The organism is Actinomycetospora sp. 2LY8.5, assembly GCF_057180585.1.
The window spans coordinates 1-21875 of the sequence record NZ_JBXUHE010000036.1 but is presented as its reverse complement, the minus strand read 5'-3'; the positions used below and the strand labels follow the sequence as shown (position 1 = coordinate 21875).

The following is a 21875-nucleotide window of genomic DNA, read 5'->3' as shown; positions in this document are numbered from 1 at the left end:
CACCTCGGTCAGGCGGCCCGGGATCGCGCGGGGAAGGCGAGGCAGAGCATCCCGCTGAGCACCAGCGCGCCGGCGACGGTCAGGGCGCCGGCGGTCAGCCCCGCGGTGTATCCGCCGGTGAGGGTGACGGTGAAGAACACGGAGCTCAGCGACGCGACCCCCACCGCGGCGCCGAACTGCTGGCTGGTGGTCCAGATGCCCGAGGCCGAGCCGGCGTAGCGCGGGGGAACGGTCGAGAGGAACACCGTGGTCAGCGGCGGCATGACGAGGTTGATCCCGACGCCGAGCGCGAACAGACCCGGTGCGAGCACCCAGGGGTCGACGTCCGCGGGGGCGGTCGTGGCGGCGCCGAGCACGGCCACGGTCCCGAGCGCGCCGGTCAGCGTGCCGGCCATGACGGTGCGGGTCCCGAAGCGCACGGTGAGGCGCCCGACGAACGGGGCCATGGCCAGGCCGCCGGCGCAGAACGCGGCGGTGACCACGCCGGCGCGCAGGGCGGTGTAGCCCTGGCCGTCCTGGAGCCAGAGGACGAAGACGAGCAGGAAGCCGCTGAAGGCGGCGAAGGCGACCATCTGCACGATCAGTGCGACACCGCTGGTGCGCTCGCGGAGCAGGCCGAGGGGCAGGAGGGCCCCGGCCCGGCGGGCCGGGACGCGGTGCTCGCCGACGGCGACCAGCGCGACGACAGCGATGCCGGCGGCGAGCAGCGTCCAGATCCACCATGCCCATCCGTGGGCGCGCCCTTCCAGTACGGGGAACACGATCGCGACGAGACCCAGGGTCAGGGCGGCGGCGGGGAGCCAGCGGGGCCGCAGCGTGTCGGGGGCGCGGCTCTCCGGGATGAGCCGGCCACCGAGCACGAGGAGGACGACGGCGGCCGGGACACTGAGCCAGAAGACGGTCCGCCATCCCAGGCCGGCGATGTCGGCGGCGATCAGCACGCCGCCTGCCACCAGTCCCCCGGCCTGGGCGAGACCGGCGACGATGCCGAACAGGCCGAGGACGGTGGCGCGTTCGCGCCCGCGGAACAGGGTGTAGAGGCTGCTGAGGACCTGAGGCGCCAGGATTCCGGAGGCCGCACCCTGGGCGGCGCGGGCGACGATGAGCTCGCCGGGGCTGCGTGACAGGGCGGACCAGGCGCCCGCGAGCGCGAAGGCTGCGAGCCCGACGAGGAACACCCGCTTGCGTCCCCACAGGTCACCCCAGCGAGCCCCGGTGATCAGCGCGGCCGCGAACGCCAGCAGGTAGGCCGTCGCGATCCATCCGACCTGTGACGAGGTGCCGCCCAGGCCGCCCTGGATCGCGGGCAGCGCGACGTTGACGATCGTGACGTTGAGCAGGTCGAGCATGAACCCCAGGACGAGCACGGCCATCGCCGCCCATCGCCGGGGATACAGCGCCTCGGGCGTGTCGTCGGGAGGCGTGGCCGGTGTCGTCACCGAGGTCTCCCGTTCACGCGGGGTATGTTTGCCGCGGCGAGATGCTCGCGAGGACATTTATCTCGTATGACCGAGTATCTCGTCTCCACGAGAGATTAGGCGGTGACCTCTCCGATGGCAACCACGTCCGGCACGTCCGGCACGTCCTGCACGTCCTGCGCGCGCTCGCAGACCGTGCGCGCCATCGCGTCCGAGCTCGGCCGGTACGCGGCGGCATCGGCCCGCGCCGACCAGATCGCCGCCGACGAGATCGGGGTGACGCTGAGCACCTGCGAGGCGAACTTCCTCAACCTGCTGCGCCTGCACGGTCCCCTCACCGCGGGGCGGCTCGGTGAGCTGGCGCGCCTGACCTCGTCCGGCACCACGACCGGAGTCGTCGACCGGCTGGAGGCCGCGGGCTACGTCGCGCGCGAGCGCTGCGCGAGAGACCGCCGCAAGGTGATCGTCTCGCTCAGCGGGCCACAGCTCGCCGCCGCCGACGCGGCCCGCGCCCAGCGGCTGACCGACCTCCTCGCCGACTACGACGACACCCAGATCGACACCATCGCCGCGTTCCTCGCCCGCCTCGCCGGCGACGAGGCCTCCGCCGCGGTGCCCCCGGAGCTCGCCACGGAGGTCCGCTGACCTGCGCGTCCCGTGTGGACCGTCAGGTGCGGGCGCGCAGCGCGCCCGCCGGGTGGCTCGCGTCCGCGCGGGGGCCCTCGCCGCCGAGGACCTCGCGCAGCGTCCCGGTCGGCGGGGTCTCCGGCATCCGTCCGCGGCGGCGCAGCTCCGGGACGACGAGCTGCGCGACCTGCTCGAACGTGCCGGGCGTGACCGCGTAGGCGAGGTTGAACCCGTCGGCGCCGGTCTCGTCGATCCAGCGCTCCATCTCGTCGGCGACCTCGGTGGGCGAGCCCACGGCGACCGGGCCGCGACCGCCGACCGCGAGGTGCGCGGCGATCTCGTCGATCGTCCACTCCCGATCGGGGTCGTCGGTGGTGAACGACGCGAGCGCGGTCTGCCCGGCGTCGGTGTGCACGTGGCGCAGCGGCTCGTCGGGCGGCACGTCGGACAGGTCGAGCCCGGTCCAGCCCCCGAACAGCGCCATCGCCCCCTCACGGGAGGCGGCCGCGAGGTAGGACTCGTGGAGCTCCCGTGCGTCAGACGACGTCGCCGCCACCACCGGCGCCAGCTGCACGAAGATCGTCACCGACTCCGGGTCCCGGCCCGCCTCGGCGACCGCCGCGCGGATGCCCGCGACCGACTTCGCGACGACGCCGGTGCTCGGTCCCGACACGAACACCGCCTCGGCGTGCTTGCCGGCGAACGCCTTGCCGCGCGACGAGGCGCCCGCCTGGAAGATCGCCGGGGTGCGCTGCGGCGAGGGTTCGCAGAGGAACGGGCCGGGCACGTCGAACCACGTGCCGTGGTGGGCGACGTCGTGCACCTTGGCCGGGTCGGTGTAGACGCCCTTCTCGGCGTCGCGGACCACCGCGTCCTCGTCCCAGGAGGTCTCCCAGAGCTTGTAGCAGACCTCGAGATACTCCTCGGCCATCGCGTAGCGCTCGTCGTGGGGGAGCTGGTCGCCGAGCCCCAGGTTCGCCGCGGCGCTCGACAGGTAGCCGGTGACGACGTTCCACGCGACCCGGCCTTTCGTCAGGTGGTCGAGCGTGGTGAACCGGCGCGCCAGCGCGTAGGGGTGCTCGTAGCTCACCGACACCGTCACCCCGAAGCCCAGCCGCGACGTCGCCGCCGCCAGCGCCGGCACGAGCAGCATCGGGTCACCCAGCGGGACCTGTGCCCCGGCGCGCACCGCGGCGTCGCGCGAGCCGCCGTACACGTCGTAGATCCCCAGCACGTCGGCCAGGAACAGGGCGTCGAACCCCGCGTCCTCCAACGTGCGGGCCAGCGCGATCCAGTGGTCGAGGTCGGTGTAGCGGAACCCCTCGTCGTCAGGGTGGCGCCACAGGCCCGCCGACTGGTGGCCTGCGCAGTTCATGGCGAACGCGTTGAGATGGATGCGGCGCTTGTCCGAGGGCACGGCGTCCTTTCTCTCAGATCGTGTCGTCGAACGCCGTCTCGCGCGCGAACACCGCCGAGAGGATCGTCAGCACGGACACGCCCGCGAAGATCACCACGACGAGCCAGAACGACCCGGTGGCGCCGACGACGGCCGCCGCCACCAGCGGGGCGAAGCCGCCCGCGATCACCGAGCCGATCCCGTAGCCCAGCGATGCGCCGCTGTAGCGCAGCCGCACGTCGAACAGCTCCGCGAACCACGCCGCCTGCGGCCCGTACATCGCGTCGTGGGTGACGTTGATCGCGAGCACCACGGCCAGCACGACCAGCCACGTCGATCCCGTGCCGACGGCGAGGAAGAACAGCAGCAGGGTCAGCGTGCCGCCGACGGCGCCGAGCAGGTACGGGATCCGCCGCCCGATGCGGTCGGACAGGATCGCCCACAACGGGGTCGTGATCAGTCCCAGCGCCGACGAGATCACCACGGCGAGTAGCCCGGCGCTACTGCCACGGCCGATCTCGCTCGCGATGTAGGTCAGGCCGTAGGTCGTGATCAGCACGAACAGCGCGATCTGCGAGAGCCGCAGACCGGTGGTCAGCAGGACCTCGCGGGGCGCGGCGCGGAACACCTCGACCACGGGCAGCCGCGAGATCTTGCCCTGCTCGCGCAGCGCGGTGAACTCCGGCGCGTCGGAGATGCGCAGCCGGATCACCAGCCCGACGATCACGAGCACCGCGCTGGCCAGGAACGGCAGCCGCCACCAGCCCTCGACGAACGCCTCGTCGCCGACCGCCGTCCGCACGAGGAAGAACAACCCGGTGGCGAGCAGCATCCCGGCGGGCGAACCGAGCTGGGTGAAGCTGCCGAAGAACCCGCGCCGCCGCGGCGGGGCGTGCTCGACGGCGAGGATCGCGGCGCCGGCCCACTCGCCGCCGACGGCGAGGCCCTGGAGGATCCGCAGCACCACGAGCAGCACCGGCGCCGCGACGCCGATCGTCGCGAACGACGGGAGCAGGCCGATGAGCGTCGTCGCCGCGCCCATGAGCACGAGCGCGCCGACCAGCACCGTGCGCCGCCCGAGGCGGTCGCCGAGGTGCCCCGCCACGACGGCCCCGACCGGCCGCGCGCCGAAGCCCGCCGCGTAGGTCGCGAACGCGGCCAGCGTGCCGGCGGTGGGGCTGATCGAGGGGAAGAACAGCTGGTTGAACACCAGCGCGGTGGCGGTGGCGTAGAGGTAGAAGTCGTACCACTCGATGGTGGTGCCGATGGCGCTGGCGAGGGCGACCCGGCGCGGGGTGCGCGCCGGGGCAGAGGTGGGCGTGCTGGTGCTCACGGGGGTTCCTGGGGGAGGAGGGCGGGCGGTGGCTGACGAGGTCAGCGACGACAGCCCTGGGAGCCGACGCGACCGAGATCGACGTGCCGGCGACGGGTCAGGAACACGGGCGCAGAGTTCACCAGGACCACCCGTGTGGGTCAACGCGACGTGACGCGTTACCCGTCCAGCAGCCCACGCGCCCGCAGCAGCGGGGTCACGCCGTCGACGAAGTCCTCGGCGCCGCCGGGGTTGTGCGAGAACTTGACGACGAACCCGTCCGCGGCCCCCGCGCCCACCCAGTCCGCCATGATCTCGGCGACGGCCTCCGGGGTGCCCGTGTGCTGGAGGTGCCCGCGGCTGCCCGCGACGTGGCGCACGAGCCGGCGCAGCGTCACGTCGGGACCGAGCTCGCGGGCGACCGAGTCGAGCACCGCCGCGCGGCTGCGGATGCCCTGGAACCCGGCGCCGGTGGTGAGGTCGGCGGGCAGCCGGTCGTCGAGCCCCACCCCGGGCAGGTCGAGCCCGAACTGGTCGAGCAGCGTGGCGATGGTGCCGTCGCTGAGCAGGTCGTCGAGCTGCCGGCGGCGCCGGCGCGCCTCCTCGTCGGTCGAGCCCAGGGTGACGAGGAAGCCGGGCAGCAGGAGCGGGGCGGGGCGTCCGAGCGCGGCGGCGCGGGCGTGCAGGTCGTCACGGAACGCGCGGGCGGCGTCGCGGTCGGGGGTGGCGGCGAAGACGGCGTCGGCGTGGCGCGCCGCGAACGTCCGCCCGCGCGGCGACGCCCCCGCCTGCACGAACAGCGGGCGGGTGTCCTCGGTGAAGGCCGCGCGCACGTGGTCGACGACGGCGTCCGCGGTGTCGTAGCGCGCGTCGTGGGCGGGCACCGCCGCCCGGCCGAAGGCCGCCGCGGCCGCCGGGGCGCCGGCGGTGACGATGTTCCAGCCGGCGCGCCCGCCGCTGACGTCCTGCAGCGTGGCGAACGTGTCGACGAGCTCGTCGGGCGACGCGAACACCGTCGACCCGGTGGCGACGACCCCGATGTCGGGCACCGTCGCGGCCACCGCGCCGAGCAGCGTCGTCGGTTCGAACGGCCAGCGGACCTGGTGGCGCACCACGGGGTCGTAGCCGACGAAGTCGGCGAAGAAGACGTGCGAGAACCCGCCGGTGGCCGCGATCCGGGCCCGCTCGACGTAGTAGCTCGCGTCGTCCGTGCGGTCGGGGCGCGCGGTCGGCAGGCGCCAGGCGCCCTCGTGGTCGCCGCTGTGGTGGAACTCGGCGAAGAGCTTCATGACCCCGCCCACCGCGGCACGACCCCTTGGGGCCCGGCGGGCACGTCGAGGGGCGAGTGCACGCTCCACCACCGCCCGTCGTGGTGCACCGCGGTGATCCGGTCGGTGTCGACGTGCACGCCACGCTCCCGGTCGTTGACGGTCGCGCCCGGCCCCCACGACGCCAGCAGCGCCTCCACGAGACGCACGGCCTCGTCGAGGCGCGCCGGCTCGCTGTCCTCCGGGAGCCACTCCGCCCGCCCACCGGAGATCTTGTCGAGCGCGGCGAGCTTGCGGGCGGCGACGTAGGGATGCGTGCGGGCCGTGTCGACGGCCACGCCGACCCGGATCGTCGCCGTGCGCGCCGCCACCGCCGCCGCGAGGACGAACGGGTCCCCGTCGCGGATCAGCACCCGGCGCTCGCCCGCTTCCTCCCGCACGAGCGCGTCGGTGAGGATCTCGGTGAAGCTCACGGCCGGAACTCGCCCAGGTAGCGCCCGCCGTCGACGACGAACTCGGAGCCCGTGGAGAACCGCGAGTCCGTGCTCAGCAGGAACAGCACCAGCGCGCTGACGTCGTCGGGCCGACCCGGCTCCCGCACGACCTGGTTGGGCAGGATGCTCGAGTCCAGGCCGTCGATGAACGGCGTGACGATCCGGCCGGGGTGCACCGAGTTGACCCGCACGCCGTGGTGGCCAAGGTCGAGCGCGGCGGCCTTCGTCAGGCCCCGCACCGCCCACTTGCTCGACACGTACGCCGGGTGGTCCTCGATCCCGATCATGCCGGCGATCGACGAGATGTTGACGATGCTGCCGCGCCGGTCCCGGGTCATGACGGGCGCGACCGCCTGGATCCCCAGCAGCGTGCCCTCGACGTTGATCCGGTGCACGGTGCGGAAGACCTCGAGGTCGACGGTCTGCGTATCGCCGTGCCCGAAGATCCCGGCGTTGTTGACCAGGCCGGTGACCGGGCCGAACGCGTCCTCAGCCGTGGAGACGGCACTCGCCCAGTCGGCCGCGCTGGTGACGTCGAGGTCGACCGCCACCGCCGCCCCACCGACCTCTCTGCCGATCTCCTTGGCGACGGTCCGCACGCCGGCGCCGTCGATGTCGCCGACCACCACGCGGGCGCCGGCCTCGGCGGCGCGGCGGGCGTGGTTGGCGCCCATTCCGCGCGCGCCGCCGGAGATCAGGACGACCTCGCCGTCGAGGGACGTCACGGCATCTCCCGTTCGAGCTCCCCTATCGGCGTGCTCCCCTCATTGCTTCGTCTCACAGCAGGCCCAGCACCGTCTTGCCGATCAGGTCGCGCACCGCGTCGGAGTTCGGCGGGTGGAAGCTGCCCGCGCGGACGTCGCGGTAGAGCCGCTCGAGCTCGTTGCGGCGGCTGATCGACGAGGCACCGGCGATCTCCAGGGCGAGGTCGGTGACGCTGCGCGCCACGCGGGTGCCGTTCTCCTTGGCCGCGAAGAGCTTGAGCAGCGTGCGGTCGCCGAGATCCACGCCGTTGGTGAGGTCGGCGGTGAGGCGGTCGAGCTGCGCGCCGACGCCCTCGAGCTGCAGCTCGGCCTCGGCGGCGTGGTACTGCACGAACGGCTTCTCGGCGACGGGCGCGCCGCCCAGGCTCAGCGCGGTGCGGGTGCGGGCCTGCTCGAGGGCGACGTCCACCGCGCGGCGTCCGGCGCCGTAGTAGACGTTGGCGAGCAGCGGGAGCACCCACGGGAAGACGCCGGCGACGTAGGGGCCCGGGGTGGCGCCGAGGTCATGGACGTCGACGACGCGCTCGGTCGGGACGAAGACGTCGCTGAGGTGGGTGTCGTGGCTCGCGGTGGCCCGGACGCCGAGAGTGTCCCAGGTCTCGTCGGTGCGCACGCCCTCGGCGTCGCGCGCGACGAAGGCGTGCACGATCCGCGGGTGGTCGGGGTCGGAGTCGTCACGGGCGTGGACGCCCAGCCAGTCCCAGACCGGCGCCAGCGAGGTGAAGATCTTGTGGCCGCTGATGCGGTAGCCGCCGTCGACCGGGGTCGCGGTGGTGCGCGCGTCGTCGATCGCGGTGTCGTTGCCCGGCTCGCCGTGGCCGGCCGCGACGACCTTGCCGGCGACGACGTCGTGCAGCAGCCAGTCGAGCGAGGAGTCGCCCGCGCGATGGCGGTCGGACGCCGAGCCGACCCAGTACAGGTGCATGGTCGTGGCCAGCGCGGTCGAGGGCGCGTTGTACGCCAGCCGGCGCTGGGCGTGGGCGACCTGGTCGAGGGTCAGGTCGCCGCCGCCGAGCTCGGCGGGGATCGGCGCGCGCAGGTGTCCGGCCTCGCGCAGGTCGTCGAGGTCCTCGTGGAAGAAGCGGTTCTCGCGGTCGTAGTCACCGGCGCGCGCGTGCACCCGCGCGAGCAGGTCCTCGGTGAGCAGGGTCGGGGCGGGCGTCGGGATGGGTGAGGTGGTCGTCACGGGAGCTGCCTTCGCTGGGGTTCGAATGGGTGTCCCGGAGCGCGGCGCGTGCCACGCTCGGGAGATGCGGGTGGAGCAGGCCGGCGCGGTGCTGGCCATCCTGAGGACGGGCTCGTTCTCGGCGGCCGCCCGCGAGCTGGGCGTGGGGCAGTCGACGTTGTCCGAGGGCGTGCGCTCCCTGGAGCGCGAACTCGGGGCGCAGCTGCTGCGACGCAGCCGGCGCGGCGTGACGGCGACGACCGTGGGCCAGGCCGTCCGCCCCGCGCTGGAGCGGATCGTCGCCGCGACCGAGGAGATCGCCGACGTCGTCGCGGGCGGCGGGACGCGGCGGCTGCGCGTCGGGGCGGTCAGCGCGGCGATCGGCACGGTGCTGGCCGACGCCACCGCCGACCTGCTCGCCGCCGCGCCGGGCCTCGAGCTGCGCGTGCGCGCCGCGGGCTCGGCCGAGGTCGTCGCCGCGGTGCGCAGCGGCGAGCTCGATGCCGGGCTGGTCGTCGCCGGCTCCGAGGAGCAGGACCTCGCCCTCGTTCCGCTCCTCACCTGCGATCTGGGCGTCTGCATGCCGCTCGGGCACTACCTGGCCGACCCCGACGAGGTCGCCGTGGTGACGTCCGCCGAGCTCGACGGCGAGCGCCTCGTCGCCCACCGCCCCGGCTACCGGGTGGCCGATCTCGTCGACGCGCTGCTGCCCGGAGCCGACGTCGTACACCGCGCCGACAACACCGAGACGGCCAAGGCGATGGTCGCCGCGGGCGTCGGCGTCGCCGTGCTGCCCGAGCTCTCGCTCACCGACGCCGACCGGGACGCGCTGGTCTGGCGCCCGCTGCACCCGCCCGAGGCGGTCACCGTCGCGCTGGTGCACACCGCGGAGGCCGGTGACGTCGTGCGGGTGTTCCGCGAGATCGTCGTGCGCCGGGCGGGCCGCAGTGCTCACAGGGTCACCCCGGACAGCACCAGCGTGCGCTCGACGGTGTAGTCGGTCATGGCGCTGCGCACGCCCTCGCGGCCCTGCCCGGAGTCCTTCACTCCGCCGAACGGGGTGACGTCCGAGCGGTAGGTCGGCGCGTCCCCGACGACGACCTGGCCGACCTCGAGCTCGTCGAGGGCCCGGAAGGCCAGGGTGGTGTCGTGGGTGAACAACCCCACCGAGAGCCCGTACCGCGACGCGTCGACCGCGGCCAGCGCCTCGTCGACCGCGTCGTAGGGCAGCACGCTGACCACGGGCCCGAACACCTCGTCGACGAGCACCCGCGCCCCGGCCGGGACGTCGGTCAGGACGGTCGGGGTGACGACGCGGCCCTCCCGGGCGCCGCCGGTGCGCACGACGGCGCCGCCCGCGACCGCCTCGGCGACCCACGACTCGACCCGCCGGGCGGCGTCCTCGTCGACGAGGGGGCCGACGTCGGTGGCCGGGTCCCAGGGGTCGCCGACGACCTGGCGGCGGGCCTGCGCGACCAGCCGCTCGGTGAACCGCTCGAGGTGCGCGCGCGGCACGTACACACGCTGCGGCGACGTGCACGCCTGCCCACCGGCGTAGAAGGCGAACAGCGCGATCCGCCCCGCGGCGTGGTCGAGGTCGGCGTCGCCGGTGTGATCGGGCGCGATCACGGCGGCGCCGTCGCCCCCGAGCTCGACGACGACCTGCTTGCGGGGCGCGGCGTCGACGATCCGCCAGCCCACCGCGTCCGAGCCGGTGAAGGTCACGACCGGCAGGCGCGGGTCGGCGACCAGCGCGGCGGTGCGGTCGTCGTCGGCCTCGACGACGCCCACCACCCCGTCGGGGACCCCGGCCTCGCGGGCGAGCCGGGCCAGCACGTGCGCCGGCTCGGGCGCCCGCGGCGTCGGCTTGACCAGGACCGGGGCGCCCACCGCGAGCGCCGGGGCGACCTTGTGGGCCACCAGGTGCAGCGGGAAGTTGAACGGCGTGATCGCGAGCACCGGGCCGCGCGGCACCCGACGGGTGACCGCGAGCCGCCCGGCCCCGGACTCCTGCGCGTCGAGGCGCTGCGCGTCGGGGTGCCACCGGACCGCCTCCTCGGCCGCGAGCCCGAGGATCGACGCCGCGCGGGCGACCTCGATCCGCGACCAGCGCACGGGCTTGCCGGTGGCGGCCGTGATGGTCCGGGCGTGCTCCTCGGCGCCGTCGAGCAGGAGCGACCCGAGCGCGCGCAGGGCGTCGGCCCGCTCGACGGCGGGACGACGCGCCCACCCCGGCCCCGCCGCGACGGCCGCCCGGACGGCGGACTCGACCCCGTCGTGGACGGGTGCGGCGGGGGCCGGAGGTGCGGTCGTCATCAGCGGTTGGCGAAGATCTGCTCGTCGGGCAGGACGCCGAGGGCGAGCGTGATCCGGTTGGTGGCGTTGATGATCGAGATGACCTGGACGGCCTCGAAGATGTCCTCGTCGTCCAGGCCGGCGCCGCGCAGCGCCTCGATGCGGTCGTCGGAGATCTCGCCCGGGGTGTGGGTGAGGGTCAGGGCGAGGTCGGCCAGCAGGCGCTCGCGGTCGCTGAGCTCCTCCACCTCGGCGTGGTGCAGGCCGATGCGGTGGGCGAGCCAGTGGTCGTCGAGCACCTTGCCGAGCGTGTCCACGTGCAGCGCGTGGCAGTAGCTGCAGCCGTTGGTGACCGAGACGATGGTCGCGAGGATCTCGCGCTCACGCCCCGTGAGATTGCCCGGGGAGTCGGCCGCGCCCTCGAGCAGCGGGAACAGGTAGGCGTTGAGGCGATTCGTGTGCTCGCCGCCGAGTGCGAACGCCTCGATCCAGTTCGGGACGTATCCCTCGGCCTTCTCGGTGGCCTCGGCGAGGCGTTGTGCGCTCGGGGTGAGCTCGTCGCGCCCGGGAACGCGCAGGCGTGAGAGGCGGGGTCCGGCGAACGTGGCGGTCATGCGTGCTCCTCAGGCGAAGAATTCGTCGTCGGGGGTGACCTGCAGGAAGATGGAGAATCGGTTCGCGGCCGCGAACACCGAGATCACGTGGACGGCTTCGAAGATCTGCTCGTCGTCCAGGCCGAGCTCGCGCAGCGTCTCGATGTCGGTGTCCGAGACCTCGCCGGGGTGGTTCGTCAGCTTCGCGGCGAACTCGGCGAGCGTGCGGTGGCGCGGCGAGAGCTCACGCACCTCGCGGAAGTCGATGGCGACCCGGGTGCCCAGCTTCTTGTCGCCGAGCGCCCCACCCAGGCTGCCGGCGTGGTTGAGACGGCAGTACGAGCAGCCGTTCTCGGCCGACGTGACCGTCGCGAGAATCTCCCGGTCGTCGTAGGGCAGCAGGCCGCTGGCCGGGTCGAGCAGCGGGAGCAGGTACTCGTTGAAGCGTGCGGTGTGCGCGCCGCCGAGGGCGAAGGCGCGGATCCAGTTCGGCGTGTAGCCGAGCTGATCGGTGATCGACTCGATCTGCTTCTGCAGTTTCGGCGGCAGCTCCTCGACGGCGGGAACGCGGAGACGCGAGATCGTCCCGGTCCTCTCGGGAAGGTCGACGGACATGGGTACACCCTTCATGTGGAGGGAATCGTGGAAATGGTGCGCGAGAATGCGCGGCGGGCCGCGGGGCGGCACGTCGCTACCAGGAGAGAGGCTCGCGCAAAAGGAGGGCCGGCCTACCGAGCCGGCGTCGCGGGACTAACAGCCCGCGGAGATGACGCGACACAGGTCGACGTGAGCTCGCTGGGTGAGCATCGATCCGCCGGCCACGTCCCGAACGCTAATCAACGGCGGAAGGTGAGCGCAACCGCCGAGGGTGTCGGCGGGGTCATACGACAATTCGGCGGAGCCGATCGATCGATCGGCTCCGCCGGTCGTGGGCGCGTCCCGTGGTTTCCGACCGAAGGGCACCTTCGCTCGCATAGACGGGCAAGGGGCGCCCCTGACCGGAACGCCGGTGAAACCCCGCGCAGCCGGCCGTGATTTCCGGGAGGCGCTCAGGGCCGTGGCGCCAGCACCTCGCGCCGCGCGAGCTCGGGCAACACGCCCTCGCCCACCCGGAAGGCCTCCTCGAGGTGCGGGTAGCCGGACAGGATGAACTCGTCGATCCCGAGCGCGTGGTACTCCTCCATGCGGTCGGCGATCTCGGCGTGGCTGCCGACGAGCGCCGTGCCGGCCCCGCCGCGCACGAGGCCCACCCCGGCCCACAGGTTCGGGCTGATCTCCAGGGAGTCCACCGAACCCCCGTGCAACGCGGACATCCGCCGCTGGCCGACCGACTCGCTGGTCTGCAGCACCGCCTGCGCGCGTCGGATCTCGGCGGGGTCGAGCGCATCGAGCATCCCCTGCGCCACACCCCACGCCTCCGCGGCCGTGTCACGGGCGATGACGTGCAGGCGGATCCCGAAGCGCGGCTCACGGTGGTGCTCGGCGGCGAGCTTGCGCACCCGCTCGATCTTCTCGGCCACCTGCGCCGGCGGCTCGCCCCACGTCAGGTAGACGTCGGCGTGCTTGGCCGCGATCGGGAGCGCGGCGTCCGACGAGCCGCCGAAGTAGATCGAGGGCGTCGGTTCGGGCGGCGCGAGCGTCGTCGCGCCCTCGACGCGGTAGTGCTCGCCGGCGAAGTCGATCGGCTCGGGGCCCCAGGACGCCCGCAGCACCGAGAGGAACTCGTCGGTGCGGGCGTAGCGGGTGTCGTGCTCGGCCCAGTCGCCGAAGCGCTTCATCTCGACCGCGTCGCCCCCGGTCACGATGTTGAGCATCAGCCGCCCGCGCGACAGGCGCTGGAACGTCGCGGCCTGCTGCGCGGCGAGCGTGGGCGAGATGAGCCCGGGCCGGAACGCGACGAGGTACCGCAGGGAGCGGGTCTCCTGCAGCAGCGCGGCCGTGGTCAGCCAGGCGTCCTCACAGAACGTCCCGGTCGGCGTGAGCACCCCGTGGAAGCCCTGGTTCTCGGCGGCGTGGGCGACCTGCGCGAGGTAGTCCAGGTCCGGCGCGCGGGGGGCGTCACCGGCCTCGCCGCGGTCGGCGTGGCGGCGGGCGACGATGGTGCGCGCGTCCCCGGACGTGGGCAGGAACCAGTGCGGAATGATCACGATCGGTCCTCGAAACGACGGTCGACGAAGTCGGCGAAGCCGACCCGGCCAGGGATGACGCCCGCGTCGGTGAACGCGTCGGCGAGCTCCTGCTGCGAGCGCACCAGGCGGTCGTCGAGCGGGACGGGCAGGTCGGGCCCCCGGGACGCGGCGAGCTGGGTGACCGGGAGCGGGAGCTTCGTCTCCTGGGCCCAGGACTCGGCGCGCTGGTCGCGGTGGATGTCGGACCAGCGCATCGCCTCCCGGACCCTCCCGGTGAAGTCGGCGAGCGCCGCCTGGTGCGCCGGGTCGGCCAGCGCGGCGTTGCTCGCGACGAGGAACGAGTACCCGTTGGCGGTGCCCTCGCCGTCGGCCAGGATGCGCGCGCCGGTCTCGAGCTGGGCCTGCGCGGTGTACGGATCCCAGGTCGCCCACGCGTCGACCTGGGACTGCTTGAACGCGGCGTACGCGTCCGAGGGCTGCAGGTAGGTGAGGTCGACGTCGTCGAGCGTCAGCCCGGAGGCGCGCAGGGTGTAGAGCAGCTGGCCGTGCGCCGACGTGCCCTTGCCGACCGCGATGCGCTTGCCCCGCAGGCTCGCGACGTCGCGGATCGGGGAGTCGGGGGCGACGAGGATCGCGTCGCTGGTGACGTTGCCCTGCGACGCCGAGATCAGCTGCACCCGGGCCCGGGCGGCCGCCGCGAAGATCGCGGGTGTGTTGCCGGTCTGGCCGACGTCGATCGCGCCGGCGCGGGCGGCCTCGATCAGCGGGGGACCGGCCGTGAACGTCGACCACTGCAGCCGGTACGGGGTGTCGAGCAGCCCGGCTGCGCGCAGCAGCGACTGCACGCCGCCCTTCTGATCGCCGACGCGCAGGGTGACCCCGGCGAGCGCCGCCGGGTCGGCGGGCGGCTGCACCGGCGGTCGCTCCCGCGGCACCGACGAGCAGCCGGCGAGGACGAGGAGCATCCCGAGCAGCAGCAGCGCGCTCCCCCGAAGATCAGGCCGCATCGTCGGTCACCCCCAGTTCGCCGAGCACGCGACGCCGCAGGGCGCCGACGTCCTCGCGCGGTCGCGGGCCCGGCGCGTGGTCGGCGACGATCCGCCCCTCGTCGAGCACGAGCACGCGGTCGGCGAGCACCAGCGCCTCGTCGACGTCGTGGGTGACGAGCAGGATGCCCATGCCGTGGCGCTCCCACAGGTCGAGCACGAGGCGGTGCATCGCGATCCGGGTCAGCGCGTCGAGGGCGCCGAACGGCTCGTCGAGCAGCAGCAGGCCGGGCTCACGGACCAGGGCGCGGGCGAGCGAGGCGCGCTGGGCCTCGCCGCCCGACAGCGTCAACGGCCAGGCGTCGGCGCGCTCGCGCAGCCCGACCTCGTCGAGCGTGGCGCGGGCGATCTCGGCGGCCTCGGGGCGGTGCAGTCCGAGCACCACGTTGTCGGTGACGCTGCGCCAGGGCAGCAGCCGCGGCTCCTGGAACGCGACGGCCACCGAGCCGGGGACGGTCACCTCGCCGCCCACGCCCTCGCTGCCGGCGTCGTCGAGCCCGGCGAGCACTCGCAACAGCGTGCTCTTGCCCGAGCCGCTGCGCCCGAGCAGCGCGACGAACTCGCCGTCGCCGACCGTGATGTCGAGGCCGTCGAGCACCCGGTGGTCACCGAAGTCGCGGGTCAGGCCGCGGACCTCTGCAGCACTCACGCGTCCACGCTCCCCACCCGCCACGCCAGTGCCTTGCGCTCGATCCGGCGCACGAGGGCGTCGGTGCCGAGCCCGAGCAGGGCGTACACGACCAGGCCGACGACGATGACGTCGGTGCGGAGGAACTCCCGCGCATTCATGATCATGTAGCCGAGGCCCGAGTCGGCCGACACCGTCTCGGCGACCACGATCGAGAGCCAGGCGATGCCCATCGCCAGGCGCAGGCCGGTCAGCGCGCTCGGCAGGGCGCCGGGCAGCACGACGTGGCGCAGCTGCTCGCCGCGCGTGAACCCGGAGACGCGGGCGGCCTCGAGGAGCTTGGGGTCGACGCCGCGGACGCCGGCGTGGACGTTGAGGTAGACGGGGAAGAGCGCGCCGAGGGCGACGAGCAGGATCTTCGGGGTCTCGTCGACGCCGAACCAGAGGATGAACAGCGGCACGAGCGCGAGGTGCGGCAGCGTCCGCAGCATCTGCACCGGCGGGTCGACGAGCACCCCGCCCCAGCGCGACAGCCCCGAGAGCAGGCCGAGCGCGGTGCCGGCGGAGACACCCAGCGCGAGCCCGATCGCCACGCGCACCAGCGAGACCAGCAGGCCCTCGGGCAGCTCGCCGCTGGCGGTGACGTCCACGGCGGCGGTGACCACGCGCCACGGCGAGGCGAGCTCGTCCTCGGCGAGCAGCCCGGTGCTCGAGGCGAGCTGCCAGATCAGGACGATCGCGACCGGGCTGATCCAGCGGTACCACGCGGCGGGCCGGGCGCGGCGGCGCCTCCCGACAGGTGCGGAGGGCGGGGTGGCCGGGCGCGCGGGCGCACCGGTGGATTCGAGCGTGGACACACGGGGCTCCCGGAAGGGACGACGGGACGGCGGCGTGTGTCAGCGACAGATGCCGTGCGCCGTGCGCATGAGGTCGACGTGACGGCGCCGCGTCAGATCCGTCCCCCGGTCCATCACACGATCGTGAGTGACGCTCCGCGACAGCGCAACCGCGCTGTGTCCCCGTTCTCAGGGTCCCCGTTCTCAGGGTCCCCGTTCTCAGGCGGTGCGGGAGGGCGCGGGATCGGGATCGGTGCAGCGCGCGGCGAGATCGTCGAGGGGGAGCCCGAGCTCGGCGCACAGGGCGACGACCGTGAAGAACGCCGGCGTCGGCACCCGACCGGTCTCGATCTTGCGCAGCGTCTCGGGCGACATCCCGACCGCGGCGGCCACCGACGTCATGCTCCGCGGGCCGCGCGCGGCCCGGAGGACCTCGCCGAGACGCTGCCCACGCTCGTGCTCCTCCGCCGTCAACGGCACGCGCACCATGACCGTGATACTAATACCGGGATAGTTATCCCGCGAAGAGAGTGCGTCGATGATCGAGTTGAAGACCCCCGCCGAGATCGACCGGATGCACGAGGCCGGCCGCTTCGTCGCGCACGTGCTGACCGAGCTGGGGGAGCGGGCCGCGGTCGGGGTCAACCTGCTCGACCTCGAGCAGCACGCCCGGCACCTGATCCGCGAGCGCGGCGCCGTGTCCTGCTACTGGGACTACGCGCCGTCGTTCGGGCGCGGCCCGTTCCGCAACGTCGTGTGCCTCTCGGTGAACGACGCGGTGCTGCACGGTCTGCCCCACGACGACGTGCTGCGCGACGGCGACGTCCTGAAGATGGACCTCGCGGTCATGGTCGACGGGTGGGCCGCGGACTCCGCGCGCACCGTCATCGTCGGCACGCCCCGCGAGGACGACCAGCGGCTCGTCGCGGCGAGCGAGGAGGCCCTGGAGGCCGCCATCACCGCCGCGCAGCCGGGCGGGAGGCTCGGCGACATCTCGGCCGCCATCGGCGCGGTCGCCGCCCGCCACGGCTACCCGGTCAACCTCGAGTTCGGCGGGCACGGGATCGGCCGCACCATGCACGAGGACCTCCACGTCCCCAACGACGGGCGCGCGGGCCGCGGGATGCGCCTGAAGCCGGGATTGACCCTCGCCCTCGAGCCGTGGTTCGCGCGCACGACCGACAAGATCGTCTTCGACCCCGACGGCTGGACCATCCGGTCCGCCGACGGCTCGCGGACCACCCACAGCGAGCACACGATCGCGGTCACCGACGACGGGCCGCGCGTCCTCACCCGGCGGGAGAACGAGCTCGCCACCCGGTGAGCGGTCTTCGAGCCGACAACCCGAGGATCGCTCACCGAGGCCGGCCGCGGGCCCTCGTTGCGGCCGACCGGATGCCTGCGGTGAGATGTGCGCATGAGTCACCGCGCCCTCGAGCCGTTCTGGCCGAGCCGGCGCGTCATCGAGTTCGACCAGTGGTGTCGCCGGGCCGCGTGAGCGCCCGGGGCCGGTCACACGTTGGGGCACCGTCCTGATCCGTTCGCGCGGCCGGATCGTCGTGCCCCGACCGACCGACACCCCGGAGGCTCCGCATGTCCGTCACCGACGAGTACCTGAAGAACAACGACGCCTACGTCGCGACCTTCCCCGGCGAGCTGCCCCTGCCCCCGGCACGCAAGACCGCCGTCGTGGCCTGCATGGACGCCCGCGTCAACCCCTACGGCGCGCTCGGCCTGCACGAGGGCGACTCGCACGTCATCCGCAACGCCGGCGGCGTCGTCACCGACGACACGATCCGCTCGCTCGCGATCAGCCAGCACCTCCTCGGCACCGAGGAGATCGTGCTGATCCACCACACCGACTGCGGCATGGTGACCTTCACCGACGAGCAGTTCGCCGACATCCTCGAGAAGGAGGCCGGCGAGCGCCCGTCGTGGACGGCGAACGCCTTCCCCGACCTGGAGGCGGACGTCCGCGACTCGATCAAGCGCATCACCCACAGCCCGTTCGTCAAGAACAAGGGCTCGGTGCGTGGGTTCGTGCTCGACGTCGCGACCGGCAAGCTGAACGAGGTCACGTAGAGCGACCACGGATGACCGGCTGGTACCGCTCGCCGGCGAGCGGTACCAGCCGGTGACCCTCGAGGGGGAGTGCGGTCTACGGCTTGCGGCCCACGCCGGCCAGGACGATCTGGTCGACGGGCTGCTCGGCGGTGAGATTCGGACCGTCGGGCCACCAGTCGCGCAACAGGGTCAGGCCCGGCTCGACGAGCTCCAGGCCGGTGAAGAACCGCTCGATCTCCGCGCGGGACCGGAAGTTGGCCGATCCCATCGAACTGCTCCGGAACGTGTCCTCGATGTAGCGGGCGATCTCGCTCCCCGGGCTCCCGTCGCCCGGGTCGTGCCAGTGAGTCAGCGCGACGTAGGAGCCCGACGGGAGGGCGTCGATGTAGGCCTGCATGATCTCGTGCGGCCGTTGCTCGTCGGGGACGTGGTGGATCGTCGAGCACTGGATCAGCGCGACGGGACGATCGAGGTCGAGCCGCTCGGTGACCCGGGGGTCGGCGAGGAGCTGGTCGGGCCTGGTCAGGTCACCGTCGACGAACGTGGCCCGGCCGTTGTCCTCCAGCAAGGCCCGACCGTGCGCCGACACGATCGGGTCGTTGTCCACGTAGACCACCGTGGCCTCGGGCTCGTAGCGCTGCGCGGCCTCGTGGGTGTTCTCCTGGGTGGGCAGGCCCGAACCGCAGTCGAGGAACTGGCTCACCCCGGACTTGGCCAGGAACCGCACGACCCGGATCAACCACGCGCGGTGTTCCCGCGCGAACGCCAGCGTCTGCGGGATCTGCTCGATGACCGCGTTCGCGACCTCGCGGTCGACCTCGTAGTTGTCCTTGCCGCCCAGGAAGACGTCGTAGACGCGGGCGATACTGGCCCGGGACTGGTCGATCTCGACCTCGGCCTGGCGTCGACCCACGTGCGCTCCTCACTCCCGACCCGTCACCGGGGACTCTAGCAACCAGCCGGCACGAGCTGATCTCGCTCACGTCCGGCGGGCCCGCTTCCAGCCCGCCAGATCCCAGCCGGTGCGTTCCTCGACGCGCGCGACGTCGTCGGCGAAGGCGGGCAGCAGCGCCACGCGCTCGGCGTCGGTCGGCCCCGAGGCGCGCCCGGTGACGTCGGGGCGCACGTGGTGGCGGGGGATGCCGTCGATGCGCCCGGTCTCCACGCCGAGGAACGCGCAGACGCGGTCCGCGGTGCCGACGGGGTCGTCGCGGAGCACGCGGTAGTCGAGCAGCAGGATCCGGTCCGGGTCGACGAGCGCCGTGAGGTGGTCGAGCTGCTCGCCGTAGCGGCCCTGCGCGACGTAGTGCCAGAAGTGCGCGAAGCCCGCCGCGATCCGGGCGGGCTCCTCCCGGCAGGCGGCGAGGAAGTCGGCCTCGGGCTCGAGCCCGGCCTCGCGCAGGTGGGACCAGTTCGAGTGCGCCCGCTCCACCGGGTCGCGCAGCACGGCGATCAGGCGCACGTCGGGCAGCAGGTCGGCGATGCGCTTCTGGGCGTCGCGGTCGTAGAGGTAGAACACGGTGCCCTCCCCGCGCAGCGTGCCCGCCGGCGCGGGGTCGAACAGGGCCTCGTAGTCGGCGCGCCGCCAGACGTGCTCGCCCCAGGTGGCGACGTCGCCCGGCCCGCCTCCCGAGTGCGGTGGCGGCCCGTCGGTGAGGAAGAACTTCGGTTCCTTGACCGTCGGCAGGAAGATCTCCGGGTGCCCGCCGAGGGCGTTGTGCAGGGCCGAGGTCCCGGTCTTCGGGGCCCCGATGATCAGGAAGTCGGGCAGGGTCACGCGGCGTCCGGCAGCCCGGCCGCGGCGAGGACCTCGGTGCGCAGCTCGTGCGCGCCGTCGGGGCGGGTGGCCTCCCAGTACAGGCGCCGGACGCCCCCGACGTCGGCGACCGCGACGTAGCGCAGGCCCCGCCCGGCGTGTGGCGACTCGGCCGCCGGCGTGTCGCCCTCGGCCACGAACCGCCCGTCCCCGGCCGCGCGCGCGACGCCCGTGCGCTCCTCCCAGTTCTCGGCGGCGCTGGCGCGCCCGTCGTAGGTGGCGACCAGCGCGTCGCCGACGGGCACGACCGCGCTGATCCGCACGCCGCGCGCGTCCCACGTGCCGGCGCGCGGGGCCAGCGCGGTCCCCTGCCAGGTCCAGTCGAGGCCGTCGGGGCTGGTCGCGTACTCGGTGGTCATGCGGTCGGTCGCGTCCGGGTCGTCGAGAGGATGCACCGACGCCCACAGGTGCCAGCCCCGCCCGTCGCGGAGCACCACCGGGTCCTTGACGGCGTGCCGGTCGTCGCCGGGGAGCACGGTGCGCCGGGACGGTCCGGGCGCGAGCGCCAGCCCCTCGGGGGTGTCGGCCTCGAGCACGTCGACCCACCAGTGCTTCGTTCCCGGCGTCGCGCAGCTGACGTAGAGCCGCCAACGGCCGTCGTCGGCGCGGGCCAGCGCGGGGCGCTCGAGCGATGCGGCGCCGAAGGTGTCCTTCTCCACCACCGCGAGGGTCTCGAACGACACCCCGTCGACCGACCGCGCGACGACGTTGGCGTACCCGCGCCCGGCGCCGACGGGCTGGCGAAGCCGATAGGACAGGTACACGACGTCGTCGACGACGAGCACGCTCGGCGCGCCCGCCCAGTACCCGGGCTCGTCGACCGGCGGCGGGACGACGACCGTGCCCTCGCCGCGGGGGACCGGGATGCCTGCGTTCATGGAGCCGTCCTCGTCGACGTTGGTGTCGCGGCCTGCTCGGTGAGGCCCTGCCGGTGCAGATGATCCACGAGCAGGTCCACGGACTCGTCGACGGACTGCTCGTGGCTCGGGATCTCGAGGTCCGGCGACTCCGGGACCTCGTAGGGGTCGTCGACGCCGGTCAGACCCGTGACCTCGCCCGCGCGCTGGCGGGCGTAGAGGCCCTTGACGTCCCGCTCGCCGGCCACCTCGACGGGCGTCGACACGTAGATCTCGTGGTAGGGCGTGCCGGCCTCGGCGTGGGTCTCGCGCACCTGCTCGCGGATGTCCGCGTGCGGTGCGATCGCCGCGACCAGCACGATCACCCCGTTGCGGGCGAGCAGCTCGGCGACGAACCCGATGCGCCGGATGTTGATGGCGCGGTCCTCCCGGGAGTAGCCGAGGCCGCGGGACAGGTTCTCGCGGATGAGGTCGCCGTCGAGCACCTCCACCCCGCAGCGCTCGACGCGCAGGCGGGCGGCGACGCCGTTGGCGATCGTGGACTTCCCGGCGCTGGGCAGGCCGGTCAGCCACACCGTGGCACCCCCGGCGCAGGGGAGATCGTGGGGCGGCTGGACGTGGTGGACACGGTTGTCGTCCGGCATGACGGGTCGCTCCGGGGCGGCTCGGGGGCGGGCGGCCTGGTCAGCACCCCGCCCGACAGCCCGTCGCCCCGGTGCGGCGCAGGTCGACGTGGCGGCGCCGGGTCAGCCGCCACCCGCCTCCGCCTCTCACGACTCGACCGGCTCCAGGTCCTCGAGCGGCCGCGCGACCAGCGGCCGCCCGACCAGGCCCGCGGCGAGCGTGTCGCCGGCCTGCGGGTCGACGAGCAGGAACGACCCGGTGGCGGCGACGTCGTCGTACGGGTCGAGCGGCAGCGCCTCGGAGACCGTCAGCGACGCCTGGCCCATGTCGTTGATGCCCAGCTCGCCCGGGTCCTCGACGACCGACAGGTTGTCGGTGTCGAGCCGGTGGGTCACCGTGCCGACGATCGCCTGGACGGTGCGGGTGCCGTGCTTGAGCAGCAGGCGGGCGCCGGGACGCAGGGGCTTCTCGTGCAGCCAGGCGAGCGTCGCGTCGAACTCCGTGACCGGCTCCGGCGCGCCCGGCGCCGCGAGCAGCGCGCCG

24 protein-coding genes are annotated in these 21875 nt (G+C 73.8%); 4 read left to right on the top strand and 20 right to left on the bottom strand.

All coding sequences use genetic code 11. The features are described 5' to 3' along the window. Positions 1-8 precede the first annotated feature (8 nt). On the bottom strand, positions 9-1439 hold the full coding sequence (locus tag AC2A1K_RS27915; protein WP_483899609.1) for an MFS transporter: 1431 nt from the start codon (positions 1437-1439) through the stop codon (positions 9-11). Positions 1440-1553: 114 nt separating this feature from the next. Here AC2A1K_RS27915 and AC2A1K_RS27910 point away from each other — a divergent pair, with 114 nt between their 5' ends. Beyond that, positions 1554-2063: a MarR family winged helix-turn-helix transcriptional regulator gene (locus AC2A1K_RS27910; protein WP_483899608.1), complete on the top strand. Its 510-nt coding sequence runs from the start codon at positions 1554-1556 to the stop codon at positions 2061-2063. 22 nt (positions 2064-2085) lie between these two features. On the opposite strand, the gene AC2A1K_RS27905 is transcribed toward AC2A1K_RS27910, so the two are convergent. The 6 genes from AC2A1K_RS27905 to AC2A1K_RS27880 all read right to left on the bottom strand — a co-directional run bounded on the left by AC2A1K_RS27905 (position 2086) and on the right by AC2A1K_RS27880 (position 8465). Next, positions 2086-3462 carry an LLM class flavin-dependent oxidoreductase gene (locus AC2A1K_RS27905; protein ID WP_483899607.1) on the bottom strand — a complete coding sequence of 459 codons (1377 nt, stop codon included), beginning with the start codon at positions 3460-3462 and terminating at the stop codon, positions 2086-2088. Positions 3463-3475: 13 nt separating this feature from the next. Further along, positions 3476-4774, bottom strand: coding sequence for an MFS transporter (locus AC2A1K_RS27900; RefSeq protein ID WP_483899606.1), 1299 nt, complete (start codon positions 4772-4774; stop codon positions 3476-3478). Between the two features lie 158 nt (positions 4775-4932). Next, positions 4933-6042 (bottom strand): LLM class flavin-dependent oxidoreductase, encoded by a 1110-nt coding sequence (locus AC2A1K_RS27895; RefSeq protein WP_483899605.1) that lies wholly within the window; start codon positions 6040-6042, stop codon positions 4933-4935. Next, positions 6039-6494: an LLM class flavin-dependent oxidoreductase gene (locus tag AC2A1K_RS27890; RefSeq protein ID WP_483899604.1), complete on the bottom strand. Its 456-nt coding sequence runs from the start codon at positions 6492-6494 to the stop codon at positions 6039-6041. Before AC2A1K_RS27890 ends, AC2A1K_RS27895 begins: the two co-directional genes overlap by 4 nt. Further along, positions 6491-7240 carry an SDR family NAD(P)-dependent oxidoreductase gene (locus AC2A1K_RS27885; RefSeq protein ID WP_483899603.1) on the bottom strand — a complete coding sequence of 250 codons (750 nt, stop codon included), beginning with the start codon at positions 7238-7240 and terminating at the stop codon, positions 6491-6493. Before AC2A1K_RS27885 ends, AC2A1K_RS27890 begins: the two co-directional genes overlap by 4 nt. Positions 7241-7292: 52 nt before the next feature. Beyond that, positions 7293-8465 (bottom strand): acyl-CoA dehydrogenase family protein, encoded by a 1173-nt coding sequence (locus tag AC2A1K_RS27880; protein ID WP_483899602.1) that lies wholly within the window; start codon positions 8463-8465, stop codon positions 7293-7295. Positions 8466-8529: 64 nt separating this feature from the next. Between AC2A1K_RS27880 and AC2A1K_RS27875 the strand changes: the two genes are divergently transcribed. Next, on the top strand, positions 8530-9441 hold the full coding sequence (locus AC2A1K_RS27875) for a LysR family transcriptional regulator (protein ID WP_483899601.1): 912 nt from the start codon (positions 8530-8532) through the stop codon (positions 9439-9441). Here the strand turns inward: AC2A1K_RS27875 and AC2A1K_RS27870 are convergent. The 8 genes from AC2A1K_RS27870 to AC2A1K_RS27835 form a co-directional block, all read right to left on the bottom strand. Next, on the bottom strand, positions 9396-10760 hold the full coding sequence (locus tag AC2A1K_RS27870; protein ID WP_483899600.1) for an aldehyde dehydrogenase family protein: 1365 nt from the start codon (positions 10758-10760) through the stop codon (positions 9396-9398). The two genes, AC2A1K_RS27875 and AC2A1K_RS27870, sit on opposite strands and share 46 nt — an antisense overlap. Further along, positions 10760-11353, bottom strand: a complete 594-nt coding sequence (locus AC2A1K_RS27865) for a peroxidase-related enzyme (RefSeq protein ID WP_483899599.1) — start codon at positions 11351-11353, stop codon at positions 10760-10762. The genes AC2A1K_RS27870 and AC2A1K_RS27865 overlap by 1 nt, the downstream gene beginning before the upstream one ends. 9 nt (positions 11354-11362) lie before the next feature. Next, entirely contained in the window at positions 11363-11947 is a 585-nt protein-coding gene (locus AC2A1K_RS27860; RefSeq protein WP_483899598.1) for a peroxidase-related enzyme, read from the bottom strand. 434 nt (positions 11948-12381) lie between these two features. Next, positions 12382-13482 (bottom strand): LLM class flavin-dependent oxidoreductase, encoded by a 1101-nt coding sequence (locus tag AC2A1K_RS27855; protein WP_483899656.1) that lies wholly within the window; start codon positions 13480-13482, stop codon positions 12382-12384. Further along, positions 13476-14468: an ABC transporter substrate-binding protein gene (locus AC2A1K_RS27850; protein ID WP_483899597.1), complete on the bottom strand. Its 993-nt coding sequence runs from the start codon at positions 14466-14468 to the stop codon at positions 13476-13478. Before AC2A1K_RS27850 ends, AC2A1K_RS27855 begins: the two co-directional genes overlap by 7 nt. Continuing rightward, positions 14458-15156: an ABC transporter ATP-binding protein gene (locus AC2A1K_RS27845; protein ID WP_483899596.1), complete on the bottom strand. Its 699-nt coding sequence runs from the start codon at positions 15154-15156 to the stop codon at positions 14458-14460. The genes AC2A1K_RS27850 and AC2A1K_RS27845 overlap by 11 nt, the downstream gene beginning before the upstream one ends. Then, complete coding sequence (locus tag AC2A1K_RS27840; protein ID WP_483899595.1) at positions 15153-15992, bottom strand: ABC transporter permease subunit; 840 nt, start codon at positions 15990-15992, stop codon at positions 15153-15155. Before AC2A1K_RS27840 ends, AC2A1K_RS27845 begins: the two co-directional genes overlap by 4 nt. A 198-nt stretch (positions 15993-16190) precedes the next feature. Then, entirely contained in the window at positions 16191-16460 is a 270-nt protein-coding gene (locus AC2A1K_RS27835; protein ID WP_483899594.1) for a helix-turn-helix domain-containing protein, read from the bottom strand. 49 nt (positions 16461-16509) lie between these two features. Between AC2A1K_RS27835 and map the strand changes: the two genes are divergently transcribed. Together map and AC2A1K_RS27825 are read left to right on the top strand one after the other, a co-directional pair. Then, positions 16510-17295, top strand: coding sequence for a type I methionyl aminopeptidase (gene map, locus AC2A1K_RS27830; protein ID WP_483899593.1), 786 nt, complete (start codon positions 16510-16512; stop codon positions 17293-17295). A 269-nt stretch (positions 17296-17564) separates the two neighbouring features. Further along, complete coding sequence (locus AC2A1K_RS27825; protein ID WP_483899592.1) at positions 17565-18053, top strand: beta-class carbonic anhydrase; 489 nt, start codon at positions 17565-17567, stop codon at positions 18051-18053. A gap of 76 nt (positions 18054-18129) precedes the next feature. Here the strand turns inward: AC2A1K_RS27825 and AC2A1K_RS27820 are convergent, their stop codons facing one another. The 5 genes from AC2A1K_RS27820 to AC2A1K_RS27800 form a co-directional block, all read right to left on the bottom strand. Further along, positions 18130-18948 carry an SAM-dependent methyltransferase gene (locus AC2A1K_RS27820; RefSeq protein WP_483899591.1) on the bottom strand — a complete coding sequence of 273 codons (819 nt, stop codon included), beginning with the start codon at positions 18946-18948 and terminating at the stop codon, positions 18130-18132. Positions 18949-19014: 66 nt separating this feature from the next. Beyond that, the gene (locus AC2A1K_RS27815) at positions 19015-19812 is read right to left on the bottom strand and encodes a sulfotransferase family protein (RefSeq protein WP_483899590.1); all 798 of its coding nucleotides are present in this window, start codon (positions 19810-19812) and stop codon (positions 19015-19017) included. Next, positions 19809-20729: a hypothetical protein gene (locus tag AC2A1K_RS27810; protein ID WP_483899589.1), complete on the bottom strand. Its 921-nt coding sequence runs from the start codon at positions 20727-20729 to the stop codon at positions 19809-19811. Before AC2A1K_RS27810 ends, AC2A1K_RS27815 begins: the two co-directional genes overlap by 4 nt. Beyond that, a complete protein-coding gene (gene cysC / locus AC2A1K_RS27805; protein WP_483899588.1) occupies positions 20726-21352 on the bottom strand; it encodes an adenylyl-sulfate kinase in 627 nt (208 codons plus the stop codon). The genes AC2A1K_RS27810 and cysC overlap by 4 nt, the downstream gene beginning before the upstream one ends. 126 nt (positions 21353-21478) lie before the next feature. Continuing rightward, on the bottom strand, positions 21479-21875 hold a 397-nt coding region (locus tag AC2A1K_RS27800), incomplete at its 5' end, for an elongation factor 1-alpha C-terminal domain-related protein (protein WP_483899587.1).

Coding starts and splice junctions, on each gene's coding strand:
- AC2A1K_RS27910 (WP_483899608.1), top strand. CDS start 1,554: ATGGCAACCACGTCCGGCACGTCCGGCACGTCCTGCACGTCCTGCGCG.
- AC2A1K_RS27895 (WP_483899605.1), bottom strand. CDS start 6,042: ATGAAGCTCTTCGCCGAGTTCCACCACAGCGGCGACCACGAGGGCGCC.
- AC2A1K_RS27875 (WP_483899601.1), top strand. CDS start 8,530: ATGCGGGTGGAGCAGGCCGGCGCGGTGCTGGCCATCCTGAGGACGGGC.
- AC2A1K_RS27870 (WP_483899600.1), bottom strand. CDS start 10,760: ATGACGACCGCACCTCCGGCCCCCGCCGCACCCGTCCACGACGGGGTC.
- AC2A1K_RS27865 (WP_483899599.1), bottom strand. CDS start 11,353: ATGACCGCCACGTTCGCCGGACCCCGCCTCTCACGCCTGCGCGTTCCC.
- AC2A1K_RS27860 (WP_483899598.1), bottom strand. CDS start 11,947: ATGTCCGTCGACCTTCCCGAGAGGACCGGGACGATCTCGCGTCTCCGC.
- AC2A1K_RS27850 (WP_483899597.1), bottom strand. CDS start 14,468: ATGCGGCCTGATCTTCGGGGGAGCGCGCTGCTGCTGCTCGGGATGCTC.
- AC2A1K_RS27835 (WP_483899594.1), bottom strand. CDS start 16,460: ATGGTGCGCGTGCCGTTGACGGCGGAGGAGCACGAGCGTGGGCAGCGT.
- map (WP_483899593.1), top strand. CDS start 16,510: ATGATCGAGTTGAAGACCCCCGCCGAGATCGACCGGATGCACGAGGCC.
- AC2A1K_RS27825 (WP_483899592.1), top strand. CDS start 17,565: ATGTCCGTCACCGACGAGTACCTGAAGAACAACGACGCCTACGTCGCG.
- AC2A1K_RS27810 (WP_483899589.1), bottom strand. CDS start 20,729: ATGAACGCAGGCATCCCGGTCCCCCGCGGCGAGGGCACGGTCGTCGTC.
- cysC (WP_483899588.1), bottom strand. CDS start 21,352: ATGCCGGACGACAACCGTGTCCACCACGTCCAGCCGCCCCACGATCTC.